The sequence below is a fragment of the Sphingomonas sp. TX0543 genome (assembly GCF_048565505.1).
GTDB lineage: Bacteria > Pseudomonadota > Alphaproteobacteria > Sphingomonadales > Sphingomonadaceae > Sphingomonas.
Genome location: NZ_JBLZUS010000002.1, coordinates 462,156 through 475,725, shown reverse-complemented (window position 1 = coordinate 475,725; position 13,570 = coordinate 462,156). Strand labels below are relative to the sequence as shown.

At 66.4% G+C, this 13,570-nt stretch carries 17 protein-coding genes; 7 read left to right on the top strand and 10 right to left on the bottom strand.

Annotated elements, in window-relative coordinates; translation table 11 throughout:
• Together fliE and ACM61V_RS02890 are read right to left on the bottom strand one after the other, a co-directional pair.
• Positions 1 to 363 (bottom strand): flagellar hook-basal body complex protein FliE, encoded by a 363-nt coding sequence (gene fliE / locus ACM61V_RS02895; RefSeq protein WP_419713796.1) that lies wholly within the window; start codon positions 361 to 363, stop codon positions 1 to 3.
• A complete protein-coding gene (locus tag ACM61V_RS02890; protein WP_137787075.1) occupies positions 360 to 1,622 on the bottom strand; it encodes a sigma-54 interaction domain-containing protein in 1,263 nt (420 codons plus the stop codon). Before ACM61V_RS02890 ends, fliE begins: the two co-directional genes overlap by 4 nt.
• A 273-nt stretch (positions 1,623 to 1,895) precedes the next feature.
• Between ACM61V_RS02890 and ACM61V_RS02885 the strand changes: the two genes are divergently transcribed.
• Positions 1,896 to 2,732, top strand: coding sequence for a flagellin (locus ACM61V_RS02885; RefSeq protein WP_137787076.1), 837 nt, complete (start codon positions 1,896 to 1,898; stop codon positions 2,730 to 2,732).
• 170 nt (positions 2,733 to 2,902) lie between these two features.
• On the opposite strand, the gene ACM61V_RS02880 is transcribed toward ACM61V_RS02885, so the two are convergent.
• The 8 genes from ACM61V_RS02880 to ACM61V_RS02845 form a co-directional block, all read right to left on the bottom strand.
• Positions 2,903 to 3,649, bottom strand: coding sequence for a sigma-70 family RNA polymerase sigma factor (locus tag ACM61V_RS02880; protein ID WP_137787077.1), 747 nt, complete (start codon positions 3,647 to 3,649; stop codon positions 2,903 to 2,905).
• A complete protein-coding gene (gene flhA, locus ACM61V_RS02875; protein ID WP_137787078.1) occupies positions 3,646 to 5,706 on the bottom strand; it encodes a flagellar biosynthesis protein FlhA in 2,061 nt (686 codons plus the stop codon). Before flhA ends, ACM61V_RS02880 begins: the two co-directional genes overlap by 4 nt.
• Before the next feature lie 6 nt (positions 5,707 to 5,712).
• Positions 5,713 to 6,567 carry a lytic transglycosylase domain-containing protein gene (locus tag ACM61V_RS02870; RefSeq protein WP_137787079.1) on the bottom strand — a complete coding sequence of 285 codons (855 nt, stop codon included), beginning with the start codon at positions 6,565 to 6,567 and terminating at the stop codon, positions 5,713 to 5,715.
• 77 nt (positions 6,568 to 6,644) lie between these two features.
• On the bottom strand, positions 6,645 to 6,959 hold the full coding sequence (locus ACM61V_RS02865) for a flagellar protein FlgN (protein ID WP_137787080.1): 315 nt from the start codon (positions 6,957 to 6,959) through the stop codon (positions 6,645 to 6,647).
• Positions 6,946 to 7,248 carry a flagellar biosynthesis anti-sigma factor FlgM gene (gene flgM / locus ACM61V_RS02860; RefSeq protein WP_137787081.1) on the bottom strand — a complete coding sequence of 101 codons (303 nt, stop codon included), beginning with the start codon at positions 7,246 to 7,248 and terminating at the stop codon, positions 6,946 to 6,948. The genes ACM61V_RS02865 and flgM overlap by 14 nt, the downstream gene beginning before the upstream one ends.
• A gap of 63 nt (positions 7,249 to 7,311) precedes the next feature.
• A complete protein-coding gene (locus ACM61V_RS02855; protein ID WP_137787082.1) occupies positions 7,312 to 7,815 on the bottom strand; it encodes a flagella basal body P-ring formation protein FlgA in 504 nt (167 codons plus the stop codon).
• Positions 7,812 to 8,360, bottom strand: a complete 549-nt coding sequence (locus ACM61V_RS02850; RefSeq protein WP_419713795.1) for a flagellar motor protein MotB — start codon at positions 8,358 to 8,360, stop codon at positions 7,812 to 7,814. The genes ACM61V_RS02855 and ACM61V_RS02850 overlap by 4 nt, the downstream gene beginning before the upstream one ends.
• Positions 8,357 to 9,028 carry a motility protein A gene (locus tag ACM61V_RS02845; RefSeq protein WP_137788437.1) on the bottom strand — a complete coding sequence of 224 codons (672 nt, stop codon included), beginning with the start codon at positions 9,026 to 9,028 and terminating at the stop codon, positions 8,357 to 8,359. The genes ACM61V_RS02850 and ACM61V_RS02845 overlap by 4 nt, the downstream gene beginning before the upstream one ends.
• 229 nt (positions 9,029 to 9,257) lie before the next feature.
• On the opposite strand from ACM61V_RS02845, the gene ACM61V_RS02840 reads away from it, so the two are divergent.
• Genes ACM61V_RS02840 through flgG form a run of 6 tightly spaced genes read left to right on the top strand, consistent with a single transcriptional unit; the run spans position 9,258 to position 13,566 of the window.
• Positions 9,258 to 9,602: a flagellar basal body rod protein FlgB gene (locus ACM61V_RS02840; RefSeq protein ID WP_419713794.1), complete on the top strand. Its 345-nt coding sequence runs from the start codon at positions 9,258 to 9,260 to the stop codon at positions 9,600 to 9,602.
• Positions 9,603 to 9,604: 2 nt separating this feature from the next.
• On the top strand, positions 9,605 to 10,012 hold the full coding sequence (flgC, locus tag ACM61V_RS02835) for a flagellar basal body rod protein FlgC (RefSeq protein WP_137788439.1): 408 nt from the start codon (positions 9,605 to 9,607) through the stop codon (positions 10,010 to 10,012).
• Between the two features lie 3 nt (positions 10,013 to 10,015).
• Complete coding sequence (locus tag ACM61V_RS02830; protein WP_137788440.1) at positions 10,016 to 10,702, top strand: flagellar hook assembly protein FlgD; 687 nt, start codon at positions 10,016 to 10,018, stop codon at positions 10,700 to 10,702.
• A 21-nt stretch (positions 10,703 to 10,723) separates the two neighbouring features.
• On the top strand, positions 10,724 to 11,986 hold the full coding sequence (locus tag ACM61V_RS02825; RefSeq protein ID WP_137788441.1) for a flagellar hook protein FlgE: 1,263 nt from the start codon (positions 10,724 to 10,726) through the stop codon (positions 11,984 to 11,986).
• Positions 11,987 to 12,012: 26 nt separating this feature from the next.
• The gene (locus ACM61V_RS02820; protein ID WP_137788442.1) at positions 12,013 to 12,765 is read left to right on the top strand and encodes a flagellar basal body rod protein FlgF; all 753 of its coding nucleotides are present in this window, start codon (positions 12,013 to 12,015) and stop codon (positions 12,763 to 12,765) included.
• 12 nt (positions 12,766 to 12,777) lie between these two features.
• On the top strand, positions 12,778 to 13,566 hold the full coding sequence (gene flgG / locus ACM61V_RS02815) for a flagellar basal-body rod protein FlgG (RefSeq protein ID WP_137788443.1): 789 nt from the start codon (positions 12,778 to 12,780) through the stop codon (positions 13,564 to 13,566).
• Positions 13,567 to 13,570 lie beyond the last annotated feature (4 nt).

The window sequence follows — 13,570 nt, the reverse complement described above, 5'->3', positions numbered from 1 at the left end:
TTACACCGGCATGCTCATGATGTCCTTGTAGGCGGACAGGATTTTGTTGCGGACCTGCAGCGTCGCCTCGAAGCCGACGGAGGCCTCCTGGCGCGCGAGCATGACCTTGGCGATGTCGACCGTCTCGCCGCGCTCATAGGCTTCGGAAAGGGCGGACGCCTTCTGCAGCGTGTCATTGACCCTGGAGAGCGCGGTCTCCATCGATTGCGAGAAGCTTGGCGCCTGCGTCGCGCCCGATATGCCGCCGGATTGCGGCGCCGCGACAGACTGGCCGGCGCGCGACAATGCCTGGTTGCGTTCCAGAATCTGCGCGCGCAGCGCCATCACGCGGTCGATACCGCCCACGCTGTCGATGCCGCTCATGCCGACGCCACCTTGCTATGCGGGGCGGCGATATCCTCGCCCTGCTCGCGTGCCCGGGCGAGCCGGTAGCGCAGCGTGCGCTCGGAGATGCCGAGCCGACGCGCGGTCTCGATCCGGCTGCCGTTGCACGCGCGCAGCGTTTCGCGGATCGCGGCGAACTCGGAAAGCTGCACCACCTTGCCCAGCGTGGATGCCTCGTCAGCAGGGATGCGCGGCGCGGCGGCCGGGCGATCGAAAACGATATGCCCCGCCTCGATCGTGTCGCCGCCGGCGAAGAGCAGCGCGCGCTGGATGACATTCTCCAGCTCGCGGACGTTGCCGGGCCAGTCATGCGCGCAAAGCGCCGCGATCGCCTCGGCCGACGGCCATGGCACGATCGCGCGGTTGCGGGCATGGCGCAGGATCATCGTCGCGGCGAGCGCGGGAATATCCTGCGGGCGGTCCGCCAGTGCTTTGGTGGCGAGTGGGAAAACCGACAGCCGGTAATAAAGATCGGCGCGGAATCGGCCTTCCGCTACCTCGGTCTGGAGATCGCGATTGGCGCAGGCGATGACACGCACATCCACCGCGATCGGCTGGGTCGCACCGATCGGCACCACCTCGCGCTCCTGCAGCACGCGCAGCAATTTGGATTGCAGCGCGAGCGGCATTTCCGCGATTTCGTCGAGCAGGATCGTGCCGCCATGTGCTGCGCGGAAAAAGCCTTCGCCGCCGGAAGAGGCGCCGGTGAAAGCGCCCTTCTGATGGCCGAACAGCATCGCTTCCAGCATGGTTTCGGGCAGTGCGGCGCAATTGAGCGCGATGAACGGGCCGTCGCGGCGTGCGGAATTCTGGTGGATGGTCCGCGCCAGCACTTCCTTGCCAGTGCCGGTCGGGCCATTGATGAGCACGGTGATGTCGGCCTCGGCGACGCGCTCGGCAAGCGCGAACAGCGCGAGGCTCTCGGGATCGGCAGCGGTGGGGGCATCCGGGCCGGCGATCAGCGCGCGGGCGAAAGCGTTGCCGACCACGGCATCCGCGCGATCAAAGGTGATTCTCGCCGGTGCACCATCGTTCGCCGGAACGACCGCGCGAACGCCCTCGCCGATCAGCACGGTGCGCGCCGGGGCAGGGCTCATTTCGCCGGGCGCGGCCAGCCACATCATGTCGGCGGTGGCGCGGGCGCCGGGCTTCTCAACCGCGAAGCCCTGCGCGCGCAGCGACGATAGCAGCGCGACATGGCGTTCGGCGATTGCCGCTGACGGAACGATGGACCGCATTTTCCCCCCGGTGTTTCGGTCAGCCCAGAATGAGAGAAAAAGGTTAACGGCAAGTATAGGAATTTGCCGGCCGGCAGATTTTTTCCGGGCGCACGCGCGCGTAGCGCATGCGAGCGCGATCGGGCGCGACTGCGCACGCATTGGCCCCGGCGAACGCGAAATTTTTCCGGTGATCACTAAAACGCGGCGGCGGCCGGTCGTTTCGATGGTTGACGGCTCGGCCATCCGCACTTCGGGGGGCGGCGGACCCGTCAGCCACGACGGAGAATGAACATGACGGTTATCGCAACCAACACCAACGCGATGCGCGCGACTGCCGCATCGGTCAGCGCCAACAGCGCGCTGTCGACCGCGATGGAGCGCCTGTCGACCGGCAAGCGTATCAACTCGGCCAAGGACGACGCCGCCGGCCTCGCCATTGCCGCATCCATGACCTCGCAGATCCGCGGCATGAGCCAGGGCATCCGCAACGCCAACGACGGCATCTCGATGGCGCAGACGGCAGAAGGCTCGCTCGACGAAGTGACGAACATGCTGCAGCGTATGCGTGAACTGGGGGTCCAGGCCGGCAACGACACGTATTCGACGGCCGACAAGAAGAATATCGCCGCCGAGCAGAAGGCGCTCGCGACGCAGATCGATTCGGTGCTGAAGAACACGCAGTTCAACGGTCAGAACCTGTTTGACGGCTCGGCCGGCTCGGCAGGCGACGGCAAGGTCGTGATCCAGGCCGGCGCCAACAGCGCCGACACGGTGACGCTCGACCTGTCCACCGACCTCACCGCCGCCGCCGGCAAGACGACGACCGTTACGGCCGCTGCGAGCGCGACGACGCCGATCACCGATCTGTCGCAGTTCGATGATGCGATCACCGAGATCGCGAACACCCGCGCCGGGCTCGGCGCGTCGCAGAACCAGCTCGAGTCGGCGGTCAACAACCTGACTTCGAACGTCACCAACCTGTCCGACGCGCAGAGCCGGATCGAGGACGCAGATTTCTCGACCGAATCGACGAACCTCGCCAAGGCGCAGATCCTGTCGCAGGCGTCGACCGCGATGCTGGCGCAGGCGAACCAGTCGCAGCAGAGCGTGCTGAAGCTGCTTCAGTAATCAGCCGCCCGGCTTCGGCGCCGCCCCCCCACAGGGTGTCGGAGCCTGTTACGGACCCCGGTGACCGACAGGCCACCGGGGTTTCGTTTGTCCGTGTTCCCAAAAAGATGGCGCCGGCGCGATGGCCGGCGCTTTGGTGTTCGCGGTCGTGGGGCGGCGCGCGGCCTCGCTCAGCGCGGCAGCAGGGCCTTTTTGAGCTTCGCATGGGCGGCCGATTTGATCTGGCACACGCGCGCAGCGCCTACGCCCAGTGTCTGGCCGATCTCCTCGAGGTTCAGTTCCTCGACGTGATAGAGGTGTATCACGATCCGCTCGCGCTCCGGCAGCGCCTCGATCGCCGCGATCAGCATATCGCGCAGCTCGCCATCCGCGAGCTGGTCGAAAGCATCTGGCTCGTCGCTGGCGAACCATGGCTGGTCATCGGCATATACTTCGTCGAGCGGGTCGAAGCGCACCGCCTCGGCCGCCACGTAATCGGTGCGCAGCTTCTCCAGCGTCACGCCGAGCCGCTCGGCCGCCTCGCCATCGGTCGGCGCGCGGCCAAGCTCGGTCGCGAGTTGCGCGGTCACGCGGCGATACTCGCGGCGGCGGCGGATCGCGCCCCGTGTCATGGCCGCATGGCGGCGCAGCTCGTCGATCATCGCCCCGCGCAGCCGGGTGGCGAGATACTGTTTGAACGTCACCTGTCCGCGGTCCTCGAACGTCGCGACCGCCTCGACCAGCGCGACGAGGCCGACCTGCACGAGATCCTCGACCTCCACCGCGGTCGAGACACTGCCGTGGACATGCCACGCCAGCCGCCGGACGAGCGGCAGATGCTCCTTGACCAGCGCCGTCTCGTCCCGCGCGCGTGCGCGGGGCGTATACGTCAGTGGCGCGGCGTTCGCGAAGGCATCGCGATGCGGCTCCGCGCTCATGCCGGCAGCGCCTCTTGCGCGCCGATCACGGCGACAACTTCGACGGCCTTGTCTTCCGGTACTTCGAAGAAGCTCATGACAGGGGTATCCGGCAGCACGGTTTTGACGAGTTTGCGGATCGCGACGCGGATCGCGGGCTGGACGACCAGCGCAAACGGTTTCGCTTCGTTGACCAGCGGTTGCGCGGCGCGTTGCAGCGCGTCGACGATGCGGCGGCCGAGATCAGGCTCGATCACGTGCCGTCGCGCCGGATCGCTGCGCACCGCCTGGCCAAGCAGCCCTTCAAGCTGGCCCTCGAGCGTCATCACGCGCAGCGGCTCGCGCACGCCGCACAGTTTCTGGATGATGAGCGGCCCGAGTTCGGGGCGAATCAGCTCGACGATTTCTTCGGCGTCCTGCGTTTTCTGCGCGATAACCGCGATGGCGCCGGCGATGCGGCGGAATTCCTTGAGCGAAATGCCTTCGGCCAGCAGGCTCTTGAGCACCGTCGTCAGCGTCGTGACGGACAGCGGTTGCGGAGACAGCGAAGCAACGAGCTGCGGATTGCGCTCCTTCAGCCCCTCGAGCAGCGCCTGCACTTCGTCGGCGCTCAGCAGATCGGCAGCGTTCGCGCCGAGCACATGGTTGAGATGGGTCGCGATGACGGTGCCGGAATCGACCACCAGATAACCCGCGCCGGTCGCCGCATCGGCATCCCCCGGCACGATCCATGTCGCGTCCAGCCCGAAGGTCGGGTCTTTCGCCTTCTTGCCGTGCAGCTCGCCGAAGCCGGTGCCCGTATCCAGTGCCAGCATCTCGTCGGGCGATACCTGATCCTCGCCAACAACCACGCCGCCGACGAGCAGCCGATAGGTATAAGGCGCAAGATTGATGTCGTCGCGCACCTTCACCTGCGGCACGACAAAGCCGAGATCCTTGGAAAGCTGGCGGCGAACACCGGTGATGCGCGACATGAGCGGGCTGCCCTTGCGCTCATCGACCAGTGGCACCAGCCCGTAGCCGATGTCGAGGTTGACCATCATGCCGTCCGTCACCTCGTCCCAGCCGATCCGGGATTGATCGACCGGCTCGGCCTTGACCTCCACCACGGGCGCGGGGCGGTTGGCGATCTGGCGCAGTTTCCACGCCGCGAATCCGGCGATGGCGGCGGCGGGCAGGATCACCATGTGCGGCATCCCGGGCAATACGCCGAGCAGCGCGAGGATGCCGGCCACCGGCGTCCAGGTGCGCGCCGCGCCGAACTGGCTGCCGATCTGCCCGGCGAGATCCTTCTCGGAGGAGACGCGGGTGACGATCGCGGCGGCGGCGATCGACAGCATCAGGCTGGGAAGCTGCGCCACGAGCGCGTCGCCGATCGCGAGGAGGGTGTAGCCCTTGGCCGCCGCGCCCAGCGACATGCCGTGGCTGATCGGCCCGAGGATCAGGCCGCCGATGATGTTCGCCGCCAGAATCAGGATCGCCGCGATCGCATCGCCCTTCACGAACTTGGACGAACCATCCATCGAGCCGTAGAAATCCGCCTCGGTCGATACCTCGACGCGGCGCTTCTTGGCTTCGTCCGGCGTGATGAGGCCGGCGTTGAGATCGGCGTCGATCGCCATCTGCTTGCCGGGCAGCGCATCGAGCGTGAAGCGCGCCGACACTTCGGATACCCGGCCTGCGCCCTTGGTCACCACGATCAGGTTGATGATCATCAGGATCGCAAAGACGAAGATGCCGACGACATAATCGCCGCCGATCAGGAAGGTGCCGAACGATTCGATCACATGGCCGGCGGCCGCCTCGCCCTCATGCCCGTGCACCAGCACAACGCGGGTGGAGGCGACGTTCAGGCCGAGGCGGAACAGCGTCGCGAACAGCAGCACCGTGGGGAAGGCGGAGAAATCGAGCGGCTTCTGCGCGTTCAGCGCCACCATCAGTACCGCAAGGCTGATCGCGATATTTGCCACGAAAAACACGTCGAGCAGCGCCGCCGGGATCGGCACCACCATCACGACGACGAGCAGCAGGATCGCGAGCGGGAGCGCGGCGCTGCGGGCGTTGGCGAGCAATTTCATCAGGTGCTAGCCCCCCATCCGCGCGAGCATCATGTAGGCGAGCCGCGCCGTATCCGGCGTGGGGCGCAGCAGGCTGGCCGCCTGCGTCTGGCCCGATCGCGCGCCGAGCGCATTGCTCGCCCATGAGAGCGCGTCGCTCGCCGTCTGGTTCGCGCCGGTGACGACGGTCGCGCCATCCAGGTCCAGCGCCTGCGCTGCAAACTGCATGGGCGGCAAACTATTGCCGCCGTTGCCGGCATTGCCGGCGCCATCGCCAAGCTTGCTCGCGAAACGCTGGTAGACGTCGGAAAGCGATCGCGCGCTGCCGTCGCCGTTATAGAACACGCTGCGATTGGCGCGCGCGGCGGCGGGAAACAGGCTGGCCGCGCTGGCATCCGGATTGTTCTGCATGTTGGTGAGGAAGCGGCGCGCGCCCCCCAGGCCGAGGAAATGCGCCATATAGAGATCGGTGCCGGTGGCGGTGCGGCCGGTCGCGCTTTCCAGTGCATCCTTGTTGTCGGATGCGTGTTCGGCGGCCATCGCGGCGGCGATCTCGGGATCGTTGCGCAGCGCGAGAATCGCCTGCTTCGTCGCCGGATCGCTCACCGAAAGCTTGCCCGATGCAGTGCGTCCGATCGCGCCCGCGGCCCAGCCGAGGCCGTATTCGCTGCCGTGCTGCTTCATCACCGACAGCCAGCTCTGCTCGACGAACTGATACAGCCCGCGCGCAGAGGAGGTGGTTGCGCTGGCAGTCGCGTTCAGCCCGCTTTCGACTTTCGCCTGGCCGAGCAGATAGTCGAAATCGATGCCGGTGCGCGCTGCCGCCCGCTGGATCGCGGACTGGATGCGGCCGGCATTGGCGGTGATGGCGTTGACGGTCATCAGCTACGTTGGTTTCCCTGTTCGGGAATACCTCAGCAAAAACCGTGCCAGTAGCGGTTAAGCTGGAAGGCCGCCCGTCAGGCGTAGGCGGTGACGGGCCCGCGGCGATAGGCATTGCCGCCCTCGCCGGTAAGCAGCTGCAGCCGGCGGCGAACATTTGCCGCCATCAGGTTGACATAGATGCGGCAGGTTTCGTTCAGCCGGTTTGCCTCGCTCGCCAGCTCCTGCAATTCGGGGCTGGCGGGGCCGTCGCCCAGCGCGCGCAGCGTTTCGATCGTGGCCAGCTTTTCCGCTGTCGCGCGCTCGAGGGCGCCGATGTCATTGTCTTTCAGCGCCGCGATCTCTGCGTGAAGCGAATCGATCACGCGGATCAGCGCGTCACGCCTTGTCATTGGCAAGCCAATCGTAGCGAAGCGCGATCAATTGATCGGCCAGCGTTGCGGGAGAGAGCGGAAAGGTGCCGTTCGCCAGCGCCTCCTTGATACGGCGCACGCGTTCGGCGTCGACGGGCGGCTTCGCCGCTAGCTGGGAGGCGAGCGTGGGTGACTGCTGGCTCTGCGATACCGCCGTGTCCGACTGGTTCGATACCGCCGGAACAGCGCTGGGCGCCTGGACGCGCACGACCGGCGCGACCGGCAGGTCGTTCGTCGTGACAGGCCTTGAGCCGATAGAATCCACCATGTCCGCACCTTCCCGGTTTCGCTGACATGGGCTTAAACGACCGGGCGCGGGAAACTTTTAGCATCATTGTTCGCCCCAGCCGGGAAGCGTCGCGCGGCCGGGCTCCACGGCGACCGCCTGGACGGGCATCCGCGCAGTATCGACCTTCACCATCAGCCGTTCGCCGACGGCTGCGTCGCCCATCGCAACGCCCTCCCGCATGATGGAAAAGCCGTTCGATCCGGCCTCGATCATCAGCGGATCGCCGCGCTTGATGATCTTCTCGGCGTTGCGTGCCGGGGCCTGCGCACTGGCGGGCGACGAGATGACGGTGGTGCGCGCGGGCATCACCACCGGCACGAAGATGCGCCATTCCGGCCCGGTGCAGGTGACGACCACCGCGTCATGCGCGTCGGTCCGCCACGCCATCGACACCATCGGGCATTGCGCGAGCCGCAGGCGCGGATCGACCGCCGCGCGCGCGCCGCCCTCCTCACCGATCGGCCGTCCGGTAAAGGCGGAGACGCCGCGATCAAGCGCGGCAATATCCTGGAACGAGGCGGCGGCAAGCAGCGCGAGAGCGATCATTGTGGATTTCCTTCGCCTGCGAACGCAAGCGTAACGGTGACCTGGCGGTGGCCAGCGCGATTGGTGGTGGCCACCAGTATGCGGCCGGGCGCGATCTTTCCCAGCGCGGCGGCGACCGCGCGGGCACGATCGGTGGCGAGCACGGCGGCGCTGCCGGTATCCGGATCGACGTCGGCAGCCGTGCCATCGGTGCCGCCCGTAACGGTGAGAGCAACGCGTGGATCGCGCGCCACGTCTGTCGCCCAAGCGATCAGCGCGTCGGGGGCGGCGGGAAGCCCGGCGGAGCCAGGCGCAAAACCCGCCACGATATTGGCGGCCAGCGGGATCGCGGGCGGGCTGGGGCGGGCGGCGGGCGCGGCGGCGGCCTTCCCGCCGAACCCTTCGCGCAGACCATCGGCCAGCTTGTGCGGATCAAGCGTCTGGTTCGCCTGGAGCAGCACGAAAAAGCCGACGAGCAGCAGCGCGAGATCGGCGAGCGTCATCAGCCACAGCGGCCGCGCGGGCGCACGCGCGGGAAATTCGTCGAAGGCAGTCTCACCGGTCACTTCGTCTCCTCCCGCATCGGCGAGAAGGTGACCGGGCCGGCGGTGCGCGGCGCCTCGCGCATGGCGAGCGCGGCGAGCGGCGCCTCCAGCCGGGCACGCTCGAACGCTTCGATCCGCGCGGCGGCGCGCAGGCGCATGGCGATCGGCATGGCGACGAGGTTGGCGATGATCGCGCCATAGAGCGTCGCGAGCAGCGCCACGGCCATCGCGACTCCGATCGCGCGCGGATCACGCATCTGGGTGAACATCGCGACCAGGCCGACAAGCGTGCCGACCATGCCCATCGCAGGGGCTACCTCCGCCATCCCGCTCCACATCTCGGCGGCGGCGGCATGGCGCTCGATCCGCGCGCGCCGGCGATGGCGCATCTCGCGGATCACCGCGTCCGCACCTTCGCCATCGACGATCAGCGCGATGCCGGCGGCAAGATCGGCATCGGCGATGACCGAGCGGTCGAGCGCGATCGTGCCATGCCGCCTGGCGATGCGGGACAAGGCGTTGACCTGCTCGATCAGCGGTTCTGCGGAAAAATCACGCCTCGGCAATGTGACGAGCGCCTTCAGCGCGCGGCCAAGATCCGCCGACGGCGTGCGCAGCATCGCCGCGACGAACGTGCCGCCACCAACGATGATCGCGGCATAGGGGTCGAGGAACGTGCCTGGGGTCATGCCTGCGTGTTCTGCAAGGCTCGGGCCAGTTTTCCGCCTATGTCGCTTCCGCTGCGATCGGCGAGCGATGGGTTGCCAGTACCGCGCGCCTCGGCGGCAATCGTTGCCGGCCAACCGGCAAGATCTTGCCGCCCGGCGCGGCGGACGACGCTTGACCCGCGCTGTGCCGGCAATTGGCACGCTGCTTGCTGATCCTTCACCGCACATTCCCGTGCAGGAGACCCGGCCGATGGCCAGCGACACGTTGTTCGGAGTTCACGGCGCCGCGCTCACGGTGCGCTCGCAGCGCATGGGGCTGCTCGCGTCGAACATCGCCAACGCTTCCACGCCGGGCTTCAAGGCGCGTGACGTGAACTTCCAGCAGGCGCTTGGCGCGGTCGAGCAAGGTGGCGACACCGGCTTTGACGCGAGCCTGAAATATCGCGTGCCGCTGCAACCCTCGATGGACGGCAACACCGTCGATCTGAGCCAGGAGCAGACCGCCTTCGCCGAAAACGCCGTCCAGTATCAGACGACGCTTTCCTTCCTGAACGGGCGGATCAGCCAGATCACCCGCGCGCTGAAGGGAGAGTGAGCATGGCCACGCCGATGTCGATCTTCCAGGTGGCGGGGCGCGCGATGTCCGCGCAGCTCGTGCGCATGAACACGACCGCGTCGAACCTTGCCAACGCAGGCGGCATCGCCGGTTCGGAAGCGGATGCCTATCGCACGATCAAGCCGGTGTTCCGCACCACCTTCGACGCCGCCTCCGGCCTGTCGACGGTCGATGCGGTGCAGGTCGTCACCGCCGGCAGCACGCCGACGAAGCGGTACGATCCCAGTAATCCGATCGCCGACAAGGACGGCAATATCTACGAAGCCGCCGTCGATGAAACCCGCGAGCTCGTCGACATGATGGAGACGGCGCGCAGCTACCAGAACAACGTCGAGGTGATGAACACCGCAAAGTCTTTGATCCTCGACACCATCAAATTGGGGCGCTGATAGATGACCACCACCGACAGCACGTTCGATTCTACGCTGGCATCGCTCGGCATCGCCCGATCGACCACCAGTTCCTCCACCGCCAACACCGGCCAGACGACGCTCGGCCAGGCGGATTTTCTGAAGCTGATGACGGCGCAGATGCAGAATCAGGATCCGTTCTCGCCCGTCGACAATACGCAGATGGTCGCGCAGATGGCGCAATTCTCGTCGCTCGCCGGCATTTCGGACATGTCGACGACGCTGAAGGCGATCGCCGACAAGCTCGGCGCCGCCACCACATCGGACGCGGTGAGCTATATCGGCAAGACCGTGCTGGTGCCTGGCAATGTCGCTTATGGCCGCACCTCCGGCGGCCTCACCGGATCGATCGAACTGGGCGGCGATGCCACCAACGTCAACGTCACCATCAGCGACGCCAATGGCGAGGTGCTGAAGACGATGAAGCTCGGGCCGCAGTCCAAGGGCACCGTCGCCTATGACTGGGACGGCACGACCGATCAGGGCGCCGCCGCCGGCACCGGCCCGTTCACGATCGCGGTTTCCGCGCAGAACAGCGGCGCCACGGTTGCCGCAACCGGGCTCGTCTGGGCGCCGGTCACGTCGGTGTCGACCACCAGCGGCAGCACCGTCCTCTCGCTTCCCGGCCTTGGCGATACCAATGCCTCCGCCGTCCGCCAGATCGGCTGAATTTCACAGGAGTAATCCCCCATGGCCTTCTACACTTCGCTCACCGGCCTTCAGGCGGCGCAGACCGATATGTCGGTCATCAGCCATAATCTGGCCAACGTCGCAACGAACGGTTTCAAAAAGTCGCGCTCGGAATTTGCCGACGTGATCGCGAGCAACATCTCCACCTCGCCCACCTCGATGGTAGGCTCCGGCACGATCGTGAAGGGCAACATCCAGCAGTTCACGCAGGGCAGCTTCACGCAGTCGGGCAACGCGCTCGATCTCGCGATCTCCGGCGACGGCTTCTTCGCGGTGAAGCCGGATCCCGAGGCGGCGAAGGTGAACTTCACGCGCAACGGCGGCTTCAGCGTCGATGCGAACCACTATGTGGTCGATTCGAACGGCGGCCATCTGCAGGTCTATCCGGTCGACGGCTCCGGCGCGGTCGTCGCATCCGGCCTCGATTCCACCGTGTCGCTGCAGCTTCCGTCCACCAGCGGCGTCGCGGTCGCCACATCGAACGTGAAATACACGCTCAACCTGTCGTCCAGCGCCGGCCTGCCCAGCAACGCGACGTTCGATCGCTTCGATCCGACCAGCTACAACAATTCCACGTCGAGCACCGTTTTCGATGCGAACGGCAATGCGCTCACCATGACCACCTATTTCCGGCGCGACACCACGCCGGACGCATCCGGCAACAGCACGTGGAGCGCGTTCAGCTACATCGGCGACCAGCAGCTTACCGCCGGCGGCGCGCCGAGCACGACGATGACCTTCAACAGCGCGGGCCAGCTCACCGGCGGCAACACCACCACGTTCGATCCGGTCACGCCATCGGGCGCTACCGCGGCGCAGACGGTCACGGTCGATTTCGGTGCGTCCACCACGCAGATCGCGTCGCCCTTCAACGTTTCGGCGCGGACGCAGGACGGCTCCTCCGTCGGGCAGATTTCCGGCGTGACCATCGATGAGACAGGCCTCGTCAAGGCGAGCTATTCGAACGGCGATGTCCGCAATCTCGGCAAGGTGGCGATCATCAATTTCGCCAACCCTTCGGGCCTGCGGCAGATCGGGTCCAGCTATTGGCAGGCCACCGGCATTTCGGGCGATCCGGTCGCCGGATCGGCGAACCAGAACGGCCTTGGCTCTCTGATGACGGGTACGATCGAGCGCTCGAACGTCGATATCACCGAAGAGCTGGTCAATCTGATCGCGGCGCAGCGCAACTTCCAGGCGAATGCCAAGGCGCTCGATACCGACAATCAGATTTCCCAGACGATCTTCAACATCCGGTCGTGATCGCGAAGAGCGCGCGGGAGGCGTAGATGGATAAGCTGGTCTATACGGCGGCGACGGGGCTGCGGGCGCATATGCAGGCCCAGGCCGCGATCGCCAATAATATGGCCAACGCCTCCACCACCGGCTTTCGCGCCGATCGCGTGGTGTTCGATCAGATCCAGCTGACGGGTGGGGGCGCATCGCTGATGGCGCGCGCGCCGACCTCGTCGGAAGTGACCGACGCTGATCGCCAGCAGGGCACGCTGATCTCCACCGGGCGCAGTCTCGATGTAGCGGTCACCGACCGCAAGGACTGGATCGCGGTGCAGGCACCCGACGGGGGGGAAGCCTATACGCGGCGCGGCGATCTGTCGGTCACCGCATCTGGCACATTGCAGACGGGGGACGGCTTTCTGGTGATGGGTCAGTCCGGCCCGATCACCATCCCGCCATACAATTCGCTGACGATCGGCTCGGATGGCTCGATCTCGATCGTCCCGCAGGGCGAGGCATCGGGCAAGCCGCAGGTGATCGACAAGATAAAGCTCGTTTCGGACAATGGCGCCGATACCGTGAAGGGGCTGGATAACCTGCTTCACGTGCGCGGCGGCGGATCGCTGCCGGAGAATCTCGACGCGCAGGTCGCGTCCGGCACGCTCGAGGGGTCGAACGTCAACATGACGCAGGCGCTGGTCGACATGATCGAGAATCAGCGCAGCTATGAGGTGCAGGCCAGCATGCTCAAGAACGCCAAGGATATGGACGAGGGCGCGGCATCCGTCATGCGCCTTCCAGCCTGAGGAAACTGAACGATGACCACCGCCGCCATGCATATCGCGCGCACCGGGCTCGACGCCCAGGACATGCGCATGCGCGTCATTTCGAACAATCTCGCGAACGTGAATACCACCGCGTTCAAGCGCGATCGCGCGGCTTTCGCGACGCTCGGCTATCAGGTGGTCACCGCGCCGGGGGCGCAGTCGACGCAATCGACGCAATATGCCACCGGGCTGAACCTGGGCACCGGCGTGCGCGTGCAGGGTACGGCGCGGATCGATACGACCGGCTCGCTCAACACCACCGGCAACAGCCTCGATCTCGCGATCGACGGCGACGGCTATTTCCAGGTGCAGATGCCCGGCGGCCAGCTCGGCTATACCCGCGCGGGCAATTTCTCGCGCTCGCCGGAAGGGCAGCTGGTTACCAGCGACGGCTATCAGGTGATGCCGGGGATCACCGTGCCGCAGGGCGCGACATCGATCACGATCGGCACCGACGGCACCGTCTCCGCCACCGTCCCCGGCTCGAGCAATCCGCAGACGCTGGGGCAGATCCAGATCGCGAACTTCCCCAATTCGGCGGGCTTGCAAAGCGCCGGGGACAATTACGTCAAGGAAACCGCCTCCTCCGGCGCCGCCAATATGGGCGTGCCAGGCGAGGACGGACGCGGCTCGGTGCGGCAGGGGATGCTGGAGGCGTCGAACGTCAATGTCGTCGAGGAGCTCGTCGACATGATCGAGACGCAGCGTGCCTATGAGGTCAATTCAAAGATGATCTCGGCCACCGACGACATGCTCAAATACGTCAACCAGAACCTCTGATGCC

What these genes read in the sequence shown, in the direction of transcription:
- fliE (WP_419713796.1), bottom strand. Translation starts at nt 363, where the DNA reads ATGAGCGGCATCGACAGCGTGGGCGGTATCGACCGCGTGATGGCGCTG.
- ACM61V_RS02890 (WP_137787075.1), bottom strand. Translation starts at nt 1,622, where the DNA reads ATGCGGTCCATCGTTCCGTCAGCGGCAATCGCCGAACGCCATGTCGCG.
- ACM61V_RS02885 (WP_137787076.1), top strand. Translation starts at nt 1,896, where the DNA reads ATGACGGTTATCGCAACCAACACCAACGCGATGCGCGCGACTGCCGCA.
- ACM61V_RS02880 (WP_137787077.1), bottom strand. Translation starts at nt 3,649, where the DNA reads ATGAGCGCGGAGCCGCATCGCGATGCCTTCGCGAACGCCGCGCCACTG.
- flhA (WP_137787078.1), bottom strand. Translation starts at nt 5,706, where the DNA reads ATGAAATTGCTCGCCAACGCCCGCAGCGCCGCGCTCCCGCTCGCGATC.
- ACM61V_RS02870 (WP_137787079.1), bottom strand. Translation starts at nt 6,567, where the DNA reads ATGACCGTCAACGCCATCACCGCCAATGCCGGCCGCATCCAGTCCGCG.
- ACM61V_RS02865 (WP_137787080.1), bottom strand. Translation starts at nt 6,959, where the DNA reads ATGACAAGGCGTGACGCGCTGATCCGCGTGATCGATTCGCTTCACGCA.
- flgM (WP_137787081.1), bottom strand. Translation starts at nt 7,248, where the DNA reads ATGGTGGATTCTATCGGCTCAAGGCCTGTCACGACGAACGACCTGCCG.
- ACM61V_RS02855 (WP_137787082.1), bottom strand. Translation starts at nt 7,815, where the DNA reads ATGATCGCTCTCGCGCTGCTTGCCGCCGCCTCGTTCCAGGATATTGCC.
- ACM61V_RS02845 (WP_137788437.1), bottom strand. Translation starts at nt 9,028, where the DNA reads ATGACCCCAGGCACGTTCCTCGACCCCTATGCCGCGATCATCGTTGGT.
- ACM61V_RS02840 (WP_419713794.1), top strand. Translation starts at nt 9,258, where the DNA reads ATGGCCAGCGACACGTTGTTCGGAGTTCACGGCGCCGCGCTCACGGTG.
- flgC (WP_137788439.1), top strand. Translation starts at nt 9,605, where the DNA reads ATGGCCACGCCGATGTCGATCTTCCAGGTGGCGGGGCGCGCGATGTCC.
- ACM61V_RS02830 (WP_137788440.1), top strand. Translation starts at nt 10,016, where the DNA reads ATGACCACCACCGACAGCACGTTCGATTCTACGCTGGCATCGCTCGGC.
- ACM61V_RS02825 (WP_137788441.1), top strand. Translation starts at nt 10,724, where the DNA reads ATGGCCTTCTACACTTCGCTCACCGGCCTTCAGGCGGCGCAGACCGAT.
- ACM61V_RS02820 (WP_137788442.1), top strand. Translation starts at nt 12,013, where the DNA reads ATGGATAAGCTGGTCTATACGGCGGCGACGGGGCTGCGGGCGCATATG.
- flgG (WP_137788443.1), top strand. Translation starts at nt 12,778, where the DNA reads ATGACCACCGCCGCCATGCATATCGCGCGCACCGGGCTCGACGCCCAG.